17 protein-coding genes are annotated in these 21,387 nt (G+C 67.0%); 3 read left to right on the top strand and 14 right to left on the bottom strand.

Annotated elements, in window-relative coordinates:
- Positions 1–12: 12 nt before the first annotated feature.
- The 10 genes from ACFFJ7_RS07920 to ACFFJ7_RS07875 are packed head-to-tail and all read right to left on the bottom strand — an operon-like array spanning position 13 to position 8,928.
- Positions 13–276 (bottom strand): hypothetical protein, encoded by a 264-nt coding sequence (locus ACFFJ7_RS07920; protein ID WP_377591664.1) that lies wholly within the window; start codon positions 274–276, stop codon positions 13–15.
- The gene (gene nuoH, locus ACFFJ7_RS07915) at positions 273–1,316 is read right to left on the bottom strand and encodes an NADH-quinone oxidoreductase subunit NuoH (protein ID WP_377591662.1); all 1,044 of its coding nucleotides are present in this window, start codon (positions 1,314–1,316) and stop codon (positions 273–275) included. Before nuoH ends, ACFFJ7_RS07920 begins: the two co-directional genes overlap by 4 nt.
- Positions 1,317–1,326: 10 nt before the next feature.
- Positions 1,327–3,405: an NADH-quinone oxidoreductase subunit NuoG gene (gene nuoG / locus ACFFJ7_RS07910; RefSeq protein WP_166948647.1), complete on the bottom strand. Its 2,079-nt coding sequence runs from the start codon at positions 3,403–3,405 to the stop codon at positions 1,327–1,329.
- Between the two features lie 11 nt (positions 3,406–3,416).
- Positions 3,417–4,718 carry an NADH-quinone oxidoreductase subunit NuoF gene (gene nuoF, locus ACFFJ7_RS07905; protein ID WP_166948644.1) on the bottom strand — a complete coding sequence of 434 codons (1,302 nt, stop codon included), beginning with the start codon at positions 4,716–4,718 and terminating at the stop codon, positions 3,417–3,419.
- A gap of 5 nt (positions 4,719–4,723) precedes the next feature.
- A complete protein-coding gene (nuoE, locus tag ACFFJ7_RS07900; RefSeq protein ID WP_377591659.1) occupies positions 4,724–5,644 on the bottom strand; it encodes an NADH-quinone oxidoreductase subunit NuoE in 921 nt (306 codons plus the stop codon).
- 33 nt (positions 5,645–5,677) lie between these two features.
- Entirely contained in the window at positions 5,678–6,868 is a 1,191-nt protein-coding gene (locus ACFFJ7_RS07895; RefSeq protein ID WP_377591657.1) for an NADH-quinone oxidoreductase subunit D, read from the bottom strand.
- The gene (locus ACFFJ7_RS07890; RefSeq protein ID WP_377591655.1) at positions 6,861–7,295 is read right to left on the bottom strand and encodes a GFA family protein; all 435 of its coding nucleotides are present in this window, start codon (positions 7,293–7,295) and stop codon (positions 6,861–6,863) included. Before ACFFJ7_RS07890 ends, ACFFJ7_RS07895 begins: the two co-directional genes overlap by 8 nt.
- Entirely contained in the window at positions 7,292–7,945 is a 654-nt protein-coding gene (locus ACFFJ7_RS07885; RefSeq protein ID WP_377591653.1) for an NADH-quinone oxidoreductase subunit C, read from the bottom strand. The genes ACFFJ7_RS07890 and ACFFJ7_RS07885 overlap by 4 nt, the downstream gene beginning before the upstream one ends.
- A gap of 15 nt (positions 7,946–7,960) precedes the next feature.
- A complete protein-coding gene (locus ACFFJ7_RS07880; RefSeq protein WP_377591651.1) occupies positions 7,961–8,572 on the bottom strand; it encodes a NuoB/complex I 20 kDa subunit family protein in 612 nt (203 codons plus the stop codon).
- The gene (locus ACFFJ7_RS07875; protein ID WP_166948624.1) at positions 8,563–8,928 is read right to left on the bottom strand and encodes an NADH-quinone oxidoreductase subunit A; all 366 of its coding nucleotides are present in this window, start codon (positions 8,926–8,928) and stop codon (positions 8,563–8,565) included. The genes ACFFJ7_RS07880 and ACFFJ7_RS07875 overlap by 10 nt, the downstream gene beginning before the upstream one ends.
- A gap of 327 nt (positions 8,929–9,255) precedes the next feature.
- Between ACFFJ7_RS07875 and ACFFJ7_RS07870 the strand changes: the two genes are divergently transcribed.
- On the top strand, positions 9,256–9,486 hold the full coding sequence (locus tag ACFFJ7_RS07870; RefSeq protein WP_166948622.1) for a hypothetical protein: 231 nt from the start codon (positions 9,256–9,258) through the stop codon (positions 9,484–9,486).
- Positions 9,487–9,577: 91 nt separating this feature from the next.
- Here ACFFJ7_RS07870 and ACFFJ7_RS07865 read toward each other — a convergent pair whose 3' ends face one another.
- Both ACFFJ7_RS07865 and ACFFJ7_RS07860 read right to left on the bottom strand, forming a co-directional pair.
- A complete protein-coding gene (locus tag ACFFJ7_RS07865) occupies positions 9,578–13,861 on the bottom strand; it encodes a translocation/assembly module TamB domain-containing protein (protein WP_377591648.1) in 4,284 nt (1,427 codons plus the stop codon).
- 65 nt (positions 13,862–13,926) lie between these two features.
- Positions 13,927–16,038 carry a BamA/TamA family outer membrane protein gene (locus ACFFJ7_RS07860; RefSeq protein WP_166948618.1) on the bottom strand — a complete coding sequence of 704 codons (2,112 nt, stop codon included), beginning with the start codon at positions 16,036–16,038 and terminating at the stop codon, positions 13,927–13,929.
- Between the two features lie 395 nt (positions 16,039–16,433).
- On the opposite strand from ACFFJ7_RS07860, the gene ACFFJ7_RS07855 reads away from it, so the two are divergent.
- Entirely contained in the window at positions 16,434–17,591 is a 1,158-nt protein-coding gene (locus ACFFJ7_RS07855; RefSeq protein WP_377591645.1) for a patatin-like phospholipase family protein, read from the top strand.
- A gap of 9 nt (positions 17,592–17,600) precedes the next feature.
- On the opposite strand, the gene ACFFJ7_RS07850 is transcribed toward ACFFJ7_RS07855, so the two are convergent.
- Both ACFFJ7_RS07850 and ACFFJ7_RS07845 read right to left on the bottom strand, forming a co-directional pair.
- The gene (locus ACFFJ7_RS07850; RefSeq protein ID WP_166948616.1) at positions 17,601–18,035 is read right to left on the bottom strand and encodes a CBS domain-containing protein; all 435 of its coding nucleotides are present in this window, start codon (positions 18,033–18,035) and stop codon (positions 17,601–17,603) included.
- Between the two features lie 137 nt (positions 18,036–18,172).
- A complete protein-coding gene (locus ACFFJ7_RS07845) occupies positions 18,173–19,000 on the bottom strand; it encodes a rhomboid family intramembrane serine protease (protein ID WP_377591643.1) in 828 nt (275 codons plus the stop codon).
- A 243-nt stretch (positions 19,001–19,243) separates the two neighbouring features.
- Here ACFFJ7_RS07845 and parE point away from each other — a divergent pair, with 243 nt between their 5' ends.
- Entirely contained in the window at positions 19,244–21,367 is a 2,124-nt protein-coding gene (gene parE / locus ACFFJ7_RS07840; protein ID WP_377591641.1) for a DNA topoisomerase IV subunit B, read from the top strand.
- Positions 21,368–21,387 lie beyond the last annotated feature (20 nt).

The raw sequence follows: 21,387 nt of genomic DNA, 5'->3' as shown, positions 1-21,387 counted from the left end.
CGTGCGCGAACCTCAACCACCGATGGCAAGGCCCATCAGAAAGCCCGCCAACGGAAACAAGATCACGGTACCGGCCAGCACCATCCGCCGGAAGCCGATGGCCCACCGTTCGAGTTCGTCTCGCGTCATGGCCACCGGTTCGTCCTCGTCGCATTCCGCCGCGTCGAGCCACGCCTCGATGACACGGGACGCAAGCCCGTATCCGATCAACCCCATTGACAGGCCGAGAAGCCCGCCAATTACCGCCGCCTGCGGCACAACCGCCGGCAGGCTCACCCGGCTTGCGCCCAGCCAGTCAACTTCAGCACGAACGCAACCGCGATCACCATGACGAGCGAGATCGGCAGGAACACTTTCCAGCCAAGCCGCATCAACTGGTCATAGCGATAGCGCGGCACGAAAGCTTTGGTCATGGCGAACATGAAGAACACCAGCGACATCTTGATCGTGAACCACACCACGCCCGGCACCCAGGTGAACGGGGGAATGCCGATCGGCGACGTCCAGCCCCCCAGGAACAGGATCGACGTCATCGCGCACATCACCATGATCGACACATATTCGCCGAGCATGAACAGCAGGTAGGGCGTCGAGCCGTACTCGACCATGAAGCCGGCCACAAGTTCCGATTCCGCTTCCGCCAGATCGAAGGGCGGCCGGTTCGTCTCGGCGAGCGCCGAGATGAAGAAGATGACCAGCATCGGGAAAAGCGGCAGCCAGTACCAGTTCAGGAACGTCAGCCATGGCAGGCCGAGCGACGTCGCGAGCCCGTGATCCTGCTGCGCGCGCACGATCTCGTTCAGGTTGAGTGATCCCGCGCAGAGCAGCACGGTGACGATGACGAAGCCAATCGACACCTCGTAGCTGACCATCTGCGCCGCCGAACGCAGCGCGCTGAGGAACGGATATTTCGAGTTCGAGGCCCAGCCGCCGATGATGATGCCGTAGACGCCAAGTGACGAAATCGCCAGGATGTAAAGAACGCCGACATTGATATCGGCGATCGCCCACCCGTCCGCGACCGGGATCACCGCCCAGGACGCCATCGCCAGCACGCAGGTGATCAGCGGCGCCAGCAGGAACAGGAACTTGTTCGAGCTGTCCGGGATCGTCGGTTCCTTGAACACGAACTTCAGCAGGTCCGCGAAGGACTGGAACAGACCATAGGGGCCGACGACGTTCGGCCCGCGCCGCAACTGCACGGCCGCCCAGATCTTGCGGTCTGCGAGCAGGATATAGGCGATGAACACCAGCAGCGCGACGAGCAGCAGCAGGCTCTTGCCGAGGATGAGCAGCACCGTGAGCAGTGTTTCCATCGATCCGCTCCTATTCTGCTGCCTGACGGGTGACGCCCAGTGCAAGCGCCGAGCATTCCGCCATGATCGCCGACGCGCGGGCAATCGGGTTTGTCAGGTAAAAGTCCGTCACGGGCGATTCGAAGCCCGCCCGCTCCACCGCGCCGCCCAGCGCCGCGAGCCGCTCGATGGCAACCGGATCGGCCGGCTCCACCGCGTCGATCCGCGCCAGATGCGGATGCGACACGAACAGCGACTGGCGCAACTGCGCGATGTTGTCGAACGGCAGCCTGTGGCCCAGCACATCCGAAAGCGCCCGGATGATCGCCCAGTCCTCTCGCGCCTGCCCCGGCGGGAACACCGCCCGGTTGGCAATCTGCGCCCGCCCTTCCGTATTGACGTAGATGCCGGACTTTTCCGTATAGGTCGCGCCGGGCAGGATGACGTCGGCGCGGTGCGCGCCCTGATCGCCATGCGTGCCGATGTAAACCACGAACGGACCGTCCGCGACCTTGATCTCATCCGCGCCGAGCAGGAACAGCACATCGACGCCGCCCGCTGCCTGATGGGCCGCATCGAGCCCGCCCTCGCCCGGCACGAGGCCGAGATCGAGTGAACCGACCCTCGCCGCCGCCGTATGCAGCACCGAGAACCCGTTCCAGCCGTCCTTGACGGCGCCAGCTGCCAGCGCTGCACGCGCCGCGAGCGACAGAACGCCGAGGCCGTCCGGGCGCGTCAGCGCGCCCTGCCCGACGACGACGAGCGGCTTTTCGGCGTTCTTCAACACTTCCGCGAAGGAATGCGTGCCGTCGGCAACGGCCGCCAGCGTCTCGGGCCCGGCGCCGAGATAGGTGTGCGTATAGGTCAGGTCGACCGGCTCGCCTATCACGCCGACCGACAGGTTGCCGCCCCGCCAGCGCTCGCGGAGGCGCGCATTCAGCACAGCCGCCTCGCGGCGCGGGTTGGTGCCGACGAGCAGCACTGCATCCGCCTCGTGCACGCCCGCGATGGTGGCGTTGAAGATGTAGCTTGCGCGCCCGAGAATAGGGTCGAGCACGGTGCCGTCCTGCCGCCCGTCGATGTTGGGCGAGCCGAGCCGCTGTAGCAGCGATTTCAGCGCGAAGCTCTCCTCGGCTGCCGCGAGATCGCCGACGATGGCGCCAATCCGGTCAGCCGCCGCCGCTTTTACCTTCTCGGCCACGCGCGCGAAGGCTTCCTGCCAGGTGGCCGGGCGCAGCCGGCCATTGTCGCGCACGTAGGGCTGGTCGAGGCGCTGCGTCTTCAGCCCGTCCCAGATGAAGCGGGTCTTATCGGAAATCCATTCCTCATTGATGGCCTCGTTCACACGCGGCATCACGCGCATCACCTCGCGCCCGCGCGCATCGACCCGGATGGATGAGCCCAGCGCGTCCATCACGTCGATGGATTCGGTCTTGAGCAGTTCCCAGGGGCGCGCCTTGAACATGTAGGGCTTCGAGGTCAGCGCGCCGACGGGGCACAGGTCGATGACGTTGCCCTGCAGCTCCGACCGCATCGCGCTTTCGAGATAGGTCGTGATCTCCATGTCCTCACCGCGCCCGATAGCGCCGAGGTCTGGCACACCCGCCACTTCCGTGACGAAGCGAACGCAGCGCGTGCAGTGGATGCAGCGGTTCATGGAGGTGCGAACCAGCGGGCCGATATACTTGTTCTCGACCGCGCGCTTGTTCTCGGCGAAACGGCTCGAATCGACGCCGTAAGCCATCGCCTGGTCCTGCAGATCGCACTCGCCGCCCTGATCGCAGATCGGACAATCGAGCGGATGATTGATGAGCAGGAACTCCATCACGCCCTCGCGGGCCTTCTTCACCATCGGCGATCCGGTGAGGACCACCGGCGGCTCGCCGTTGGGGCCAGGGCGCAGGTCGCGCACGTTCATGGCGCAGGAGGCCGTGGGCTTGGGCGGGCCGCCCTTCACCTCGACGAGGCACATGCGGCAGTTGCCGGCGATCGAGAGCCGCTCGTGGAAGCAGAAGCGCGGCACTTCCGCGCCCGCCGCCTCGCACGCCTGCAGCAGCGTGTACTCCGCCGGGACGTCGATCTCCTTGCCGTCTACGATGAGCTTTGCCATCGACCTTTCCCTTATTCCGCCGCCACCAGCACCGGCTCGCCATGCGGATTGGCCGCATAATCGTCGATGCGCTTCTCGATCTCGTGGCGGAAATGCCGGATCAATCCCTGGATGGGCCACGCCGCTGCATCGCCCAGCGCGCAGATCGTGTGGCCTTCGACGCGCGTCGTCACGTCGAGCAGCAGGTCGATCTCGCGCTTCTGCGCCCTGCCCTCGGCCATGCGCGAAATCACGCGCCACATCCAGCCCGTGCCCTCACGGCAAGGGGTGCACTGGCCGCAGCTCTCGTGCTTGTAGAACGCCGAGATGCGAGCGATCGCCCGCACGACGTCGGTCGACTTGTCCATCACGACCACCGCCGCCGTGCCGAGACCGGTCTTCATGGCACGCAGCGTATCGAAGTCCATCGGCGCGTCGATGATCTGCTCGGCCGGCACGAGCGGCACCGAGACGCCGCCGGGGATGACGGCGAGCAGGTTATCCCAGCCGCCCCGGATGCCGCCGCAATGGCGGTCGATCAGCTCGCGGAACGTGAGGCCCATCGCCTCTTCCACGTTGCAGGGCGTGTTCACGTGCCCCGACACGCAGAAGAGCTTCGTGCCCGCGTTGTTCGGCCGCCCGATGCCCGAGAACCACGCCGCGCCCCGGCGCAGGATGGTGCCAGCAACTGCGATCGACTCGACGTTGTTGACCGTCGTCGGGCAGCCATAGAGCCCCATGTTGGCCGGGAACGGCGGCTTGAGGCGTGGCATGCCCTTCTTGCCCTCAAGGCTTTCGAGCAGCGCAGTCTCCTCGCCGCAGATATAGGCACCCGCACCGTGATGAACATAAATATCAAAGGGATAGCCGTGGATGTTATCCTTGCCCACGAGCTTGGCCTCGTAAGCCTCGTCGACGGCCTTCTGCAGCGCGATGCGCTCCGCGATATATTCGCCGCGCAGATAGACATAGGCAGCGTGGGCACCCATGGCGAAGGACGCAATCATGCAGCCCTCGATCAGCAGATGCGGATCGTGGCGCAGGATCTCGCGGTCCTTGCAGGTGCCGGGCTCAGACTCGTCGGCGTTCACGACGAGATAATGTGGCCTGCCGTCCGACTTCTTCGGCATGAACGACCATTTGAGGCCGGTCGAGAAGCCGGCGCCGCCGCGCCCGCGCAGGCCCGACGCCTTCATCTCGTTGATGATCCAGTCACGGCCCTTTTCCAGCAGGAACTTCGTGCCGTCCCAGTTGCCGCGCTTCAGCGCTTCCGTCAGGCCCGGGCTATGGCGGCCGTAAAGGTTGGTGAAGATGCGATCCCTGTCAGCCAACATCGCGCTCACCCTTTCGTCTTGTCATCGGCCGCACGGTCCGCGGCTTTCGGCGCCGTATCGGGAGCTGCAGCCTGCTGGCTCTCGGGCTTGATCGGTTCCTTGCCCTCGGCCACACGGTGAGCCGGCGTATCCGCCACCTGCTCGCCGGCGCGCGTCGTCGCGGGCTTGGCCGGCTCCGGCACCGCCGCCTCGCGCTCGGCAAGAGCTGCCTTCTCGGCGGCCGCCTTTTCCTCCGCCGCCTTGGCCGCGGCCTCGGCGCGCGCGCGCGCCTCCTCTTCCTCGAAGCGCTTGCGCCAGCTACCCACCACCGAGCCGTCGTAGAGCGACGGCTCAAGCAGCGTATTAATCGCATTCAGCGGCTCGGAGGCCACGCGCCCGTTCTGCGGCCCGGGCTTCACCGGACGGCCCGCAGCGAGATCGTCGAGCAGCTTGTTGAAGCTCTCCGGCGTCAGATCCTCGTAGTAGTCGTTGTTGATCTGCACCATCGGCGCGTTGCAGCAGGCGCCGAGGCATTCCACCTCCAGCCACGAGAACAGCCCGTCCTCGGTGACGTGCCCCTGATGGCCGACACGCTGTTCCAGCACGTCCTGAATGTCCTGCGCGCCGCGCAGCCGGCACGGCGTCGTGCCGCAGAACTGGATGAAATAGCGCCCGACCGGCTGCAGGTTGAACATGGTGTAGAAGGTAGCGACCTCCAGCACCCGGATGTACGGCATCTTCAGCAGGTCGGCGATGGTGCGGATCGCCGGCTCGGAAACCCAGCCACCACCCTGCTCCTGCGCCTTCCACAGCAGCGAGATCACGGCCGAGGCCTGACGCCCCTCCGGGTACTTGGCGATGATCCGCTCAGCCCAAGCCGTATTCTCCGGCGTGAAGGCAAAGCCTTCCGGCTGAATTTCCTTTGGCGCTAGCCTGCGAACGGACATACCGTCACCCACTTCCTTGATCGCGTGAGAAACTCAGCGATCCACCTCACCGAACACGATATCGATCGAACCGAGGATTGCCGAGACATCGGCCAGCATGTGGCCCTTGCACAGGAAATCCATGGCTTGCAGATGCGCGAAGCCCGGCGCGCGGATCTTGCAGCGGTAAGGCTTGTTGGTGCCGTCCGCCACCAGATAGACGCCGAACTCGCCCTTCGGCGCTTCAACCGCCGCGTAGACATCGCCGGCGGGCACGTGGAAGCCTTCCGTGAACAGCTTGAAATGATGGATGAGCGCTTCCATCGAGCGCTTCATCTCGCCGCGCTTGGGCGCCACCACCTTGTGGTCCGCGCTGGACACGGGCCCCTGCCCGGCCGGCTCGCGCAGCTTGGCGATGCACTGGCGCATGATGCGCACGGACTGGCGCATCTCCTCCATGCGGATCACCTGCCGGTCATAGCAGTCGCCGTTCTTGCCGACGGGGATGTCGAACTCCATCTCCTCGTAGCATTCATAGGGCTGCGCCCGGCGCAGGTCCCAAGCCGCGCCCGAGCCGCGCACCATCACGCCCGAGAAGCCCCACGCCCAGCAGTCCTCCAGCGATACGACGCCGATATCGACGTTGCGCTGCTTGAAAATGCGGTTGGGGAGCACGAGGTCTTCGAGATCGTCGCAGACCTTCAGGAACGGATCGCAGAATGCCTCGATATCGTCGATGAGATCGAGCGGGAGATCCTGATGCACGCCGCCGGGGCGGAAATAGTTGGCGTGGAGACGCGCGCCACAGGCCCGCTCGTAGAAGATCATCAGCTTCTCGCGCTCCTCGAACCCCCACAGCGGCGGGGTGAGGGCGCCGACGTCCATCGCCTGCGTGGTGAAGTTCAGCAGATGCGCCAGAATGCGGCCGATCTCGGAATACAGTACCCGGATGAGCTGGCCGCGGCGCGGCACCTCGATGCCGAGGAGTTTCTCAACCGCGAGCACGAAGGCGTGCTCCTGATTCATCGGCGCAACGTAATCGAGCCGGTCGAAATAAGGCGTCGCCTGCAGGTAGGTCTTGTACTCGATCAGCTTCTCGGTGCCGCGATGCAGCAGGCCGATATGCGGATCGACCCTCTCCACGACCTCGCCGTCAAGCTCCAGCACGAGCCGCAGCACGCCGTGCGCCGCCGGGTGCTGCGGGCCGAAGTTGATGTTGAAGGTGCGAACGTCCGCCTCAGCCATGATTTCCGTCCTGACCGCCCGTGAAGAAAGCGATCGTTTCCGCTTCCGTCATCTTCTCCGTCTCGTTCGCGAGGGCGTAATAATCCGGCTTCACGTCGTAGAATATCTCGCTCGTCAGCCGCACGCCGTCATGTTCGCCGAAAGCCGCCACCGCGACCGCGTTATGGGCGCCGTCTTTCTGCCGCCAGAACAGGGACGAGCCGCATTCGCGGCAGAAGCCGCGCTCGCCCCACTCCGACGAATCGTAGATGCCGAGGGCGTCGCCCTTCACCATCGTGAGTTCGCCGCAGCGGCGTGCGAACCAGATGCCGCCCGACCAGCGCTGGCACATCGAACAATGACAGACGCCCGCCTCGTCGTTCTCCGGCACGGCCGTGAACTCAACCGCGCCGCACAGGCACCGGGCATTCAGGACAGCGTGACTCATGACGGCTTGCCTCCCGCCTTTTCGTCGCCCGGCAGCACATAGTCCGGCCCTTCCCACGGCGACAGGAAGTCGAAGGTCCGGAACTCCTGCACCAGCTTCACGGGCTCGTAGACGACGCGCTTCTTCTCGTCGTCGTAGCGCACCTCGACGTAACCGGTGAGCGGAAAATCCTTGCGCAGGGGGTGCCCCTCGAAACCATAGTCCGTCAGCAGGCGGCGCAGGTCCGGATGATCCGCGAACAGCACGCCGTAGAGATCGTAGGTCTCGCGCTCGTACCAGTCGGCGGCGGGAAACACGCCCACGGCGCTGGGAACCGGCGAGAACTCGTCCGTCTGCACCTTCACCCTGATTCGCCGGTTATGGCGCGGCGACAGCAGGTGATAGACGATATCGAAGCGCTCGTCGCGGTCGGGATAGTCCACGCCGCAGATATCGGTAAAATTGATGTAGAGGTTCGCCGGATCGTCGCGCAGGAAAGTCAGCACCGCGACAATGGCTTCGCGCTTCGCCAGCACCGTCAGCTCGCCGTAGGCGACGAGCGTGCCCGTCACCGCGTCGGGAAGCGCAGCGGCAATAGCAGCCGCATGCTGCTCCAGCGGGGAGAGCAGTGGCCCCGCCTCCTGCACCTTGTCCTCGGTATCTGCGCTCATCGCGACAGCCCTCCCCTAGCGCTCGATCGTGCCGACGCGACGGATCTTCTTCTGCAGAAGCAGCACGCCGTAGAGCAGCGCCTCTGCTGTCGGCGGACAACCCGGCACGTAGATGTCGACCGGCACCACGCGGTCGCAGCCGCGCACCACGGAATAAGAATAATGGTAGTAGCCGCCACCGTTCGCACACGACCCCATCGAGATCACGTAGCGCGGTTCGGGCATCTGGTCATAGACCTTGCGCAAGGCGGGCGCCATTTTGTTGGTCAGCGTGCCGGCGACGATCATCACGTCCGACTGGCGCGGGCTGCCGCGCGGCGCGAAGCCGAAGCGCTCCACGTCGTAACGCGGCATCGACACCTGCATCATCTCCACGGCGCAGCAGGCAAGGCCGAAGGTCATCCACATCAGCGAGCCGGTGCGCGCCCAGTTGATCAGCTCGTCCGTCGCGGTGACGATGAAGCCCTTGTCGGCCAGTTCATCGTTGATGCCGGTGAAGAACGGGTCGTTCGCACCGACGGGCTTGCCCGTGTTCGGGTCGATGATGCCACGCGGCGCGGGAGCCACCAGCGTGCCGGGCGCGCTCGCCCCTGCCGCCGGACCGCCGGGTTGTCCGATCAATCCCATTCGAGGGCTCCCTTCTTCCATTCATAGACGAAGCCGACGGTGAGCACGCCGAGGAACGCCATCATCGACCAGAAGCCGAGCCAGCCAAGTTCCCCGAACGTGATCGCCCACGGGAACAGGAACGCCACTTCCAGATCGAAGATGATGAACAGGATGGCCACCAGATAGAAGCGGACATCGAACTTCATGCGCGCGTCATCGAAGGCGTTGAAGCCGCATTCGTAGGCCGACAGTTTTTCCGGATCGGGATTCTTGTAGGCGAGGAGGAACGGGGACACGAGCAGCGCAAGGCCGATCACCAGCGAAACCCCCAGGAAAATGACCAGCGGCAGATAGTCCGACAGCAAATCCTGCATTCGATCCTCCAACGGCATCCCCCTTCCGGAAAACCGGACGAGGCGGTGGCTCACGAAACATGAGCCTGAGCGCGCGAGCCGTATCCAGAAACATTCCGGCGGAAACTACAGGAAAACCTGAAAAATTCCCCGCCTTAGACCGGTTCGCATGTGCGACGAAGGCTTATCGCACGCTCCGCCACGACGCAAGTACCCCCGGCGACCTTCACCCTTGTTTTTGCTTGCCCTACGACTTTAGGCTAAGGTGACGAAGTGTCCTACGACACGGAACGTTCTGCCATTTCAAGCGTTATGGTTTTAACGCAGGGATATGTCAGGAGATATGTCATGCACGATGATCTGCTAAAACCCGCCCGCCTGCAGTACTGGTCACCCGGCCGCCACGCCCGGCCCGAGCACGCGATCGATTTCCCCACGTTGGAAGACGCCGTCGCCTTCGCGATGACGCATCACAACGCCAACCGGGAGATTGCGTGGATCCGCACCGAAAGCGGCACGACGCTGCTGCCGTCCCGCATCGCCACGCTCTGGGAACTGCGCACCAACCGCGCCGCCTGACGTGCGGGCCGCGGAAGAGAGACGCGGGGAAGAAAGCGTCGCGGGACGGTCCTCACCGTGCCGCGACGTGCCTGCGTGCCGGAGACGGCTGTCAGTAGTCCCACTCCATGCCGATGCCGACCGAACCCGCTCCTTCCGCACCGGCCTCGCCCTGCAGCTTGATGTGGTCGGTGATGTTCACGTCCACCGTCACGCGGCTCGACGCCGGCGTCGCCCCCTGCTTGATGCCGAGATATATATTGTCGTTGATCCGCTTGCCGATGCCCACGTCGACATTGCCTGAGTCGTCCGCGCCGACGTCCACCGAATCAACGCCCAGCGACCGTCCGAGGCTTCCCAGCGCATCGCCGCCGCCCACGCCGGTGAGCTGCGCGATGGCCTGCGCCAGCCGGATGGTCTGCGAGGTCGAGAGCCGCGTAACCGGCCGTCCGAACAGCAGCCGTGCGAACACCTCGTCGCGCGGCAGTTCCGGCTGCGACGAGATCGAGATCTTCGGATTGGACGCATAACCCGAGACTCCGATCTGCGCCGTGACGTCGGAGGCGGGCGCCTCCGCGAGGAAATCGAGCGTCGGATCGAGGCTGCCCCCCACGAACGACACCTCCCCGCGCGAGAAGGTCAGCGTGCGGCCGACCACGGCGAGCGTGCCGCGCCGCATCTGGAAGCCGCCGTCGATCATCGGCGCGCCGCTGTCGCCGCGCACCCGGAGCGTTCCGCCGAGTTCCGCGTTGATGCCCTGCCCGCGCACGAAGACCCGGGAGGGCGCATTGATCGCCACGTCGAGTCCCAGCACGAAGGGTTTCGACGCTGCCGCCTGCGCGGCCGCGGCCTCCTGCCGTTCGATGCGCGCCCGTACACGCGGCGGCGGATGCACGTGCTGCACCTCGATGGGCGCGAGCGACAGCGGAAAGCGGTTGGGAATCGTGATCTGCAGGTTGTCGACGTTGATCGCGCCCGCCAGCTTCGGCGAGTGGGCTAGCGGCCCGGTGATGGCGAGGTCGAGGTTCGAGACCATGTTGACCATCTCGCTCGACACGAGCTGCGCCTTGTTCGCCTTGATCGTGATGTTACCCGGGAAGCCCGCGGCCGGATCGACGGCCACGCGCCCGGCGCCGTTCACTGTGCCGCCGTTGCGGGTGCGGGCGGAGAGGCTGGTGATCACAAGTTCGCGCTCGCTGCCCGTCACCACCGCCTGGATGTTGTCGAAGAACAGCCCCTGCACCGGGTCCGAGAACTGCCCGCCGGCGACGCGCACCGTGCCGCCAACCGCCGGCGCCGCCGTGGTGCCGCGCAGACGCAGGTCGATGTTCGCCCGGCCCGTCAGCGTCTGGCCGCTCGCCGAAAGGATGGTGTTGGCGATGCCGAGGTCGATCGGCCCGGTCACGGCGAGGTCGAGGTTGCCGTCGCCGAGCGGCGCCGAGCCCTGCACACGCAGCGTGACGTCGTTCTGCGCCCGGATGGTCGAATCCGTGGTCACGCGCCCCTGCCCCAACGTGCCGCTCGCGGCGATGGCAAGCGGCCTCACGCCGGCGTTCGACATCGCCGGCAGCGTCAGCCCTGCCACGTTGAGGCGGTAGCGCCCGTCCGGCCGCGCGGCGGCGCCGGTCACGTTCGCATCGCCGGACACCGTTCCCGCAAGGCCGAGGTCGGGCGCGAACAGTTCCGCGACGGCGAGCGGGAAGTTCTGGATCGTGGTGTTGATATTGAGTCGCTCGCCGGCGTCGCCTGCCACGCGCAGCCGCCCGCTGCCCGAGCGCACTTCGAGGCCGGCAATGCGCACCGTGCCGCCGGAGAGGTCGATACGCGCATTGGGCGCGACGTCAAGACGCTGGCGCCCGCGCGATACCCGCGCCTGGCTGATGGTGATGCTCGTCGCCTCGCCCAGAGCCACTCGTGCGGCTGCATTGACGTCCGAACCCTGCACGACGCCATCGATGCGCACATCGCTCGCCTGTCCGGTTCCCGTCGCGGTGATTGTGGCGCGCGGCACGGCAACGCCGCTTGCGATGGCCTCCGTCACATCAATCCGCGCGTCGAACACAGGCCGGCGCAGGAGATCGCGGCCGGAGGCATCGATGCGCGCGCTGCGCAGCGAGGCGCCGAAACCCGCGAACTGGTCGATGCCGCCGGAGACCCGCGCGTTCTGGCCGCCGTTCACCGCCGCAAGATCCGCCTGCAGGTTCACCCGGCCGCCCAGTTCCGTAAGCAGCAGCGGCCCGAGATCGCCGAGATTGCCGGCAACGACATTGACGCGCCCGGTCGCGAGTTGCGCCGCGTTGAGCGCCACCGCGCCCTTGACCGAAACGGAGCCCAGCGCGATATCGAGGTCGTCGACGCGGGCCGCCCCGTCGCGGGCGCGGGCGAAGCGCCCGGTGCCGCGTGCCGCCTTGCCGTCGACAGAGCCGCCGAGCGCGAGCGTCCCGCTGACGGCACCAAGCAGATCCTTTGCATCCACGTCGAGTTTCAGCGCCTCGATAGGCCGCCCCATGGCGCGGGCCTGCGGCACCGACACGGTCGCCTTGCCGTCGAGCTTGTCCAGATTGCCGGTGAGCGCCACGGTGATATCGCCGCGCCCTTGCAACTGTGAATCAACCTTGGCGAGATCGGGCAGCGACAGTTTCGCTACCACGTCGGCCTTGCTTTGCGTGGCCGAGCCGTTCGCCGACAGATTGACGTGCGCGCCGTCGACCTTCAGCGCCTTGAAGCCGAAGCTGCCGTCCTCGCCGCGTTCGACGCCGCCCGCGAGCGTGAGCTTGCCGCCCGTCAGGCCGTCCGCCTGCGCCACGCCGGTGCGCAGCCCCTCCGCCGCGCCGTCGAGCGTGACGGACAGGCGCGAAAGATCGAAAGCCACATCGACATCGGCATCGAGCCGCGCGCGGCCCGCCAGTTCCGGCCCGGCGAACGCCCTGAGCGCCGCGAGGTCGGCCTTCTCCAGCGCCACCTTGCCGATGATCTCGTCCGGATCGACGATACCGGCGAAACGCAGCGAAAGCGGCGCGAGCGCGAGATGAGCGCTGTCGATCTTCGCCACCAGCGTCCGATCCGCGCTGCCGCGCACGGCGAGCTTCGCCGCGCCGCCAAGTGCCTGGGTGAGCGCGGCGTCGGGCGTGGCGATGCCGGCGATATCGCCGTCCACCGTCAGGTCGAAGCGCGTTGCCTCGTCGGCGACCGGCCCCTTGCCCAGAACATGCGCGGCGATTTTCACCTGTCTGGCGCGATAGCCCGTCGCCGCGAGGTCGCCCGCGGCGATCTCCGCCGTTGCGTCAAGTGCGGAAAGCGTGCCGCCCACGTTCACATCGAGTGTCGCGCCGGACCACGAGACGGGCGCGAGATGCGCGAACACGAGCGGCGGCCCCGCCGTCACGCGCGCACTGCCGGAAACCGCCTCCGTCGCCGGATCGAAGCTGCCCTGCGCGGTGAGCGCGGCCGCTGCCGATGTCAGTTTCGCCTGCGTTACGGCGATCTTGCCGTCGTCGTCGAAGCGCGCGGTCACGGCGAGCGCGCTGCGGCCGCTGGCGAGCGGCGCCACGGTCTGCGGCAGCAGCGCGGCGATGTCGGCGTCGATGGCCGCCGTCAGCACGCGCCCGGCATCCTGCCGCTTCACGGCGATCTCGCCGTTGGCACCCGCCTTGCCGGCAAGATCGAGCCGCAATTGCCCCTGCCAGTCATCGAGCGGCCCCGCCCCCTTTGCCGCGAAGCTGAGCGGCGGCAGGTCCGGCACGCCCGCGACTTGCGACACGATGCCGCCGGCCGGCTCCTGCGCCAGCACGTCAAGCGTCAGCACTTCGCCCTCCGGCGCGTAGCCGAAGCGGCCGGTGATGCGCCCCTCCTGCCCGTCGATGCGGTCGACGGCGAGATCGACGTTGAGCCCCTGCTTCAGATCGACGAGTTCGGCCGAGCCCTTCACGGCAAGGCTCGCCGCCTGCCCGAACAGCGCCGGGCCGAGCGCCACCTCGCCCACCTTCAGCTCGTTGAGGCGAATGCCGAACGGCAATTGCGGCAGCCCGCCACCCGCCGGCGGCGTCTCTGCCGCCGCCGCGCCCGAAGACGCCGGCGCGCGCGCCACTGCCACCTTGTCCGCCTCGACGACCGAAATATCGAGCACGCCCGAGAGCAGCGCGAGCGGGCTCCACGCCAGCCGCGCGCGGTCGACGTCGAGCCACACGCCCGTCCCGTCGCCGACCTTGACGTCACGCACCGTCATGTCGAATGGCACCGCGCCTTCCAGCCGGCCGATGGACAGCGACAGGTCCGGTCCGTTCGCCACGCTCTCGATGATATCGACCAGCGCGGCGCGCCCGGTGTCGGTGCGGGTCATGAAGAAGAACCCGCCCACCGCCGCCACAGCGACGCCGCCTGTCAGTCGCAGCAGCAAGCCCGCGAGTCCCAGCTTCCCCCGCGTACGTCTTATGTGGCCGCGCCGATATCCGTTGTCATCGTTCAAAACGCTTGTCCCAGGCTGATGTAAAGTCCATAGGGCGGATCGCCCTTCTCGCGGTTCAGACCGCGCGCGACATCGAGGCGGATAGGGCCGATGCTGGTGTAGTAACGCAGGCCCAGACCCGCCGAATACCGCAGCGTCTCGTTGAACTCCGGCGTCGACGAGCGGAACGCCATGCCCGCGTCCGCGAACGCCACGACGCCGATGGTGTCGGTGACCTTGGCGCGCAGCTCCGCCGAGCCCTCGAACAGGCTGCGCCCGCCCACCACGACGCCAGCGGCGTCGGCCGGCCCAAGACTCTGGTAGTCGTAGCCGCGGACCGAGCCGCCGCCGCCGGCGAAGAAGCGATGCGGCGGCGGAACGCTCTCCAGTCCCGACCCGACGATGGAGCCGACGCGCGCCCTGCCCGCAAGCACGTAGCGCCTGTCCGCGTCCAGCGGCAGGTAGCCGGAGGCGCTGACGTCGATTTTCGTCATGTCCACAGTCGAGCCGAGGAACGACGGATAGGGCGTGACCTTGCCGGAAAGCCGCACGCCCCGCGTGGGATTGAGCTTGTCGCCGGTGTTGTCGTAGGCAAGCTGCACCGGCAAGCCGACCAGCGTATACCAGCCGCTGTTGGTGTAGCTGGTGTTGGTGGGCGCCGTATACTTGGCGCGCTCCACGTCGATGCCGATCTGCCCCGTGAGTTCGTCGGAGAAAGTGCGCTTCACGCCGACCGAGCCGATGACGCCCTGGCGCGTGTAGGTTTCCGTGATCTCCTTCAGCGCCGCGACGTCGGCGACGAGATCGTCCTTCACCGTGAAGATGCCGGGCTTCAGGAAACTGGCGCCGACCTTGTAGCCGAGTTTGTCCAGCGTGGTTGCGCGGCTGCGACCGTTGATCGTGTTGACATCGGTGCCCGAAACCTGCGCCTCCAGCCGTAGCCGCTCCGCGCCGCCGAACAGGTTCCTGTGGCCCCAGTAGACGTTGGCGGCCGGCCCCTCCGTGGTGGAATACTTGGCGCCGAAGCCCACGAAGCGCGGCAGCCGTTCGCTCACCTTCACCTCGATCGGCAACTCGTTCCCCGCCGTCAGATGCTCGGCCTCGACGACGCGCACGGAGTCGAACACGTCATACGCGCCGAGTTCCCGCCTCAGTCTGGCGATCGGCTCCGGCGAGAACACATCGCCTTCCTTGAACGGCACCCGCGCACTCACGAAATCCGGATCGAGCCTTTCGGTTCCCGAAACCGTCACCGGCCCGAAGCGGGCCTTCGGCCCGGTGTCGACGTGAAACACGACGTCCATGACGAGGCGCGAGTGATCCACCGTCGCCTGCCGCCCCGGCACCCGCGCAAGTGCATATCCCTGATCGCGGAAATAGCTGACGAGCGCCGCTTCCGTGCTGAGGACGGCGCTGCTCACCGCCGGCTCGCCGGCCCGGATGCCGAGCTTCTCCCAGTCCGGCGACGGCAGCGGCCGGCGCGTCGTGGCATCGATCAGCGCGAAGCGGCCGAAGGAATAGCGCTTGCCGGGCGTCACGGCGATGCGTACCGGCACCGGTCCCGGATGGCGCGCGGCCTCGATCCGTCTCGCGGCATCCGGACTGTCGAGCGGCGCGCCGGCGAGCGTGATATCGACGCGCCCGTTGTAATAGCCCAGCGCCTCCAGCGCCGAGATCAGCCGGCCCTTGTCCGCGTTGGCGCGGGCGATGAGCCCGATCGCGCCCGACGGCAGTTGCCGCCTGAGACGTTCGAGATCGGACACCTCCGTCAGCTTCGTCGCGGCGCTGTCTTCGGGAATGTCGAATGTCACCGTGTAGGTGACGCCGTCGGGCACCGGTATGGGCTCGGCCTCCTCCTGCGCCTCGCGCCCGAGGATCCGGTCGTAGAGGCGGCCGAAGAACGAGCGGCGCGGCTTGTCGTCCGCCGATGCGGAGGCCGGGGTATCCTGCGCCCATGCGCGGCCCGCCTCCGGCCCCGGCGCATACACGAGTGCCGCCAGCGCCAGCGCGGTCAGCGAAATGCCCCGGCGCGCACCCGCGCCGGCACAGGGGTGCCTCCGCCCGCAGGCCGGCGAAAAGGCCGCTTCGCGGATCGGATCGGGAGCCGGTATGGTTCTCTCTTCAGTCACGCAACGTCGGGCCTCTCACGCACACTTTCTCACCAGATGCATCCGCGCGAAAGCTAATTACGCCCCGTTCATGCCACGAATGAGGCACTTCGGACGAGAATGCGTCGGCTCGCCAGTTCCGGGACACAACGGCACGGGCCCGACGAAACTGATGACAGGATGCTTATAACAAGCCTCCTTTGGCGATTGGTTAACGCTAAACCGTCATCCAGCATTCATTGCGCCAATCGGAAAGTCTCGCACAAGCGCACCCATGGCATTGTCCGGGGACAGCGAGCGGACGTGAAATCCGGGCCGCGCCGCCCCACTGTCATCACATGCGTATGCTTTGCCATAGCATGGCGCATGCGCCCACCCACCTTGCATCCAAGTCGTCAGCGAGATGTTATACGACCATGCTGGATCAGATTTTCCGCCTAGCGGGCATTATCGATTTGGGCGTCACGGACGCGGATAAAACCGGCACGGATAATACCGGCCCGGAAAGAGCCGGCTCGCGCGGGGAAACCGTGGACGGCGAGGAGAGCGGTGAGCGGCCCGAACAGGAAATGCCAAACATCTCCCCCCGTGATGCAGGCAAGCGGGCGGCACCCGCCGCGCCGCAACTGGGGCTTGCGCTCGGCGGCGGCGCGGCGCGCGGCTGGGCGCACATCGGTGTGATCAAGGTGCTGGCGCGGGAGGGCCTGCGGCCGGCCGTCATCGCCGGCACGTCGATCGGCGCCGTGGTAGGCGGCTGCTATGCCGCCGGCAGGCTCAGCGAGCTGGAAGCCTTCGCCCGCTCGCTCACCAAGCGCCGCATCGTCTCGCTGATGGATTTCCACCTCAACGGCTCTGGCCTGCTCGGCGGCGACCGCCTGCAGAAGCTGCTGCACGAGCATCTCGGTCCGACGCAGATCGAGGACCTGCCGATCCGCTTCGCGGCGGTGGCGACTGAACTCGGCTCCGGCCACGAGGTCTGGCTGACGCGCGGGCCGCTGGCGGAGGCACTGCGCGCCTCCTATGCGCTGCCCGGCGTGTTCGACGCCATCCGCGTGCGCGGCCGCTGGCTGATGGACGGCGCGCTGGTCAATCCTATCCCGGTGACGACGGCGCGCGTTCTGGGAGCGGAGGCGGTGATCGCTGTCAACCTCAATGGCGACCCGCGCGCCCGCGCCGCCATCATGCCCGCGATCGACCTCGACACGGAGGACGATCCGCCGGCGGATGCCTCTGGATCGGGCGACAGCCTGCGCCGCAGCTTCTTCGCGCCGCTGCAGAACGCCCTGCCCGCGACGCTCGCCGCCGGGCCGTTCAGCGCCAGCGTATCAGGCCCGCGGCGCGAACGCGGCCCCGGCCTTGCCACCGTGCTGATGGACGCCTTCAACATCACGCAGGATCGAATCGCCCGCTCGCGCCTGGCGGGCGATCCGCCGGACATCACCATCTCCCCCCGGCTGGCGCGCGTCGGCCTGTTCGACTTCGACAACGCCGCCGAGATCATCGAACTCGGAGTGCGCGCCACCGAACGCGCCTTGCCCGACATCGAGGAATACCTGACGGGCAGGCTCACGTAAGCGGCGGCTTCAGGCCGTCGCGATATATTCGCGCAGCGCCTGGTGCTCGTTCTCGAACTCCGCCAGACGGTGCTTGACGACGTCGCCGATGGAGATGATGCCCGAAAGTCGGCTGTCCTCCATCACCGGCACATGGCGGAAACGGCCCGCCGTCATCATTTCCATCACGTCGTCGAGGGTGTCGTAAGGCGTGCAGGTCTTCACCCGCGACGTCATGACGCGCGACACGGTGTTGTCGAGCGCGCGCGGACCTTCGCCCGCGAGCACGCGCACCACGTCGCGTTCCGACAGAATGCCGAGCACAGCGCCGTCGACGCCCGTCACCACCAGCGCGCCGACACGCCGCTCCGCCAGCACGTCCACTGCCTCGCGCAAGGTCCGCTGCGGCGAGATGGTGATGACCGAACGTCCCTTGCCGTTCAGGATCGCAGTAACTGTGGTCATGGTGACCTCCCTTCTGATCGTGCCTCCTCTCTCACGGGCATTCGCTGCTTAACCGGAGAGAACCCTTATGCCCGTCTGCGCGGGCTTTACATCTATTCCATTGTGCCTTCCGTCGCCCGTGAAGGCAAGGCTTCCCTTCAGTGTTGCCCGCCCCGGCGGCGGGAGACGGGATCGAGCGGCAGGAAAAGCACGAGCCCCGCGAGGAAGCCGCCGATGTGCGCCTCCCACGCAATGGCGCCTTCCGCGCCCATGATGCCCGATGCGAAGCCAGCGAGCAGGTTGATGACGAACCATGCGACGATGAACGCCAGTGCCTGCCTGTTTTCCAGCAGCGCGATCAGCGGCTGCGCCGGCGCATCGAACCCCCGGCCCCCGCGCCCGAACAGGGCGCCGCCGCCCGAGAACACGAAGCGCGACGCCGCCGCCATGACGCCCGAGATCGCGCCCGATGCACCGACCATCGGCAACACGTCGTCGGGACGCATCAGCCAGTAAAGCAGCGCCCCGGCAACGCTCGACAAGACGAACAGCACCAGAAACCGCACGGTGCCGAACCGCCGCGCCACCGGCGTGCCGAACGCCAGCAGCCACAGGGCATTGAACGCCAGATGCATCCAGGAAGCATGCAGCAGGCCGTAGGTCAGCGCGGCCCAGGGCGCCGACCCGGTCGACAGCACATAGCGGGTGAGCGCCATCTGCTCGCCGCCGCCGGCGACCGCCGCCTCGACGATGGCCTGCGCCTGCGCGGGATCGAAGAACAGCGTCAGCCGGGCGGGAATGAAGGCGAACGTGAGCATCGCCTCGACTGCGGTACTTCCGGAAAGCAGCGACCGCAGGCCGTGCACCAGCACAAGGGCGGCGATGATGGCGACGATCACGGTCGGCGCATTCACGATCGGCTCGCGCGCCGGCGCGCGACGCGGATACGGATCGGGCCGATAGTCGGGCGGAGGAAGGTCTGACACGGGCACCTGCGCTGAATGGGAACGGCCGCGCGGGCGGACCGCGCACAACGCCCGCGACACTATCACGTCGGTGCGCGGTCCGGAAAGACGCTCCGGGCAGGGGCGCAGGATGCCGTCCACATATCGCGCCGCTTCTTTTCGGGTGCGGTCTTGACAGATCGGACAGCAACTGCATGTTTCCTGTCCGTTCACTTGTGATATGGCATATACCGGCGTTGGGCGGTCAGGGAATCAGACGATACGATGACGGATAACGATGATCTTTTCGGCTCGGCGGGGGAGGCCGCGGGCTCCCGGTCGGCCGCGACGGCCAGATCGGCCGCGGCCGGCAAGTCCTCCGTGACGTCCAGATCGTCCGCCGCCGCAAGGCCCGCGAGGAAGCCGGCCGCGGCGGAGCCCGCGCCCGCGTCCACCGAGGCCAGCTACACCGCCGCCTCCATCGAGGTGCTTGAGGGGCTGGAGCCGGTGCGGCGGCGCCCTGGCATGTACATTGGCGGCACGGACGAGAAGGCGCTGCACCACCTGTTCGCCGAAGTCATCGACAACGCCATGGACGAGGCGGTGGCCGGGCACGCGAGCTTCATCGAGGTGGAACTGGAGGCTGACGGCTTCCTCAGCGTCACCGACAACGGCCGCGGCATTCCCATCGACCCACACCCGAAGTTTCCGGACAAGTCGGCCCTCGAAGTCATTCTCACCACCCTGCATGCCGGCGGCAAGTTCGATTCGAAGGCTTACGAAACCTCGGGCGGCCTGCACGGCGTGGGCGTGTCCGTCGTCAACGCGCTCTCCGAAAAGCTGGAGGTCGAGGTGGCGCGCGGGCAGACGCTCTACCGGCAGGATTACGCGCGCGGGCTGCCGCTCGGCCCGCTGCAGACGGTGGGGCGCGTGCACAACCGGCGCGGCACCAAGGTGCGCTTCAGGCCCGACGCCGAAATCTTCACCGCGGGCTCGCGCTTCGACCCCGCCCGCCTCTTCCGTATGGCGCGCTCCAAGGCCTTCCTGTTCGGCGGTGTCGAGATTCGCTGGCGGTGCGCGCCGGCGCTGCTGGCCGGCAACGACAAGGTTCCGCCCGAGGCCACCTTCCGTTTTCCCGGCGGCCTGAAGGACTATCTCACGCAGGAGATCGAAGGCCGCACACTCGTCGTCGACGGCCTCTTTTCCGGGCGCATCGACAAGTCCGGCGGCGACGGCAGGCCGGGCGGGCACGGCTCGCTCGAATGGGCTATCGCCTGGTATGCGGAGGACGACGGCCATGTCGCCTCATACTGCAATACCATCCCGACACCCGAGGGCGGCACGCATGAACAGGGCCTGCGCAACGCCCTGCTGCGCGGCCTGCGCGACCACGCCGAGCGTGTCAACCAGAGCAAGCGCGCGGCCCAGATCACGGCGGAAGACGTCATGGTTTCCTGCGCGGCCATGCTGTCCGTGTTCATCCGCGAACCGGAGTTCCAGGGCCAGACGAAGGACAGGCTCGCGACCGCCGAAGCTTCCCGCATCGTGGAAAGTGCGGTGCGCGACGCCTTCGACCACTGGCTCGCCGCATCGCCCCAGCAGGCGGGCCGCCTGCTCGACTGGACGGTGGACAGGGCCGAGGAACGGCTGCGACGCCGTGCCGAAAAGGACATCGCCCGCAAGACGGCAACCCGCCGCCTGCGCCTCCCCGGCAAGCTCGCGGACTGCACGAAGGCGGGGGCAGCGGGATCGGAGCTTTTTCTGGTGGAGGGTGATTCGGCGGGCGGCTCGGCCAAGCAGGCGCGCGACCGCGCCACGCAGGCCATCTTGCCGCTGCGCGGGAAAATCCTCAACGTGGCTTCAGCCGGACGCGATAAGCTCCTGCAGAACCAGCAGATCGCCGACCTCATGCTGGCGCTCGGCTGCGGCATTGGCTCCGCCTACCGCGGCGCGGATCTCCGCTACGAAAAGATCATCATCATGACCGACGCCGATGTGGACGGCGCGCATATCGCCTCGCTCCTCATCACCTTTTTCTGGCGCCAGACGCCGCGCCTCATCGACGAACAACATCTCTACCTCGCGGTGCCGCCGCTGTTCCGCCTGACCCACGGCGGCAAGACCGTCTACGCGCGCGACGAGGCGCACCGGCAGGAACTCATGCGCACGACGTTCAAGGGCAAGAAGGCCGAGATCGGCCGCTTCAAGGGCCTTGGCGAGATGCTGCCGGCGCAGCTCAAGGAAACCACCATGGACCCACGCAAGCGCACCCTGCTGCGCGTCGTCGTCGAGGAAGACGCGCGCCCGCAGACCAGCGATGCCGTGGAAAGGCTGATGGGCAACAAGCCGGAAGCGCGCTTCTCCTTCATCCAGGAAAACGCCGCCTTCGCCACGGATCTCGATATCTGACGCGGGGCGGCCGAATATCT

It is taken from the genome of Pseudochelatococcus lubricantis (assembly GCF_042432495.1).
In the GTDB taxonomy this organism is placed as follows: Bacteria; Pseudomonadota; Alphaproteobacteria; order Rhizobiales; family Beijerinckiaceae; genus Pseudochelatococcus; species Pseudochelatococcus lubricantis.
This window is presented reverse-complemented; position numbering and strand designations above follow the sequence as displayed.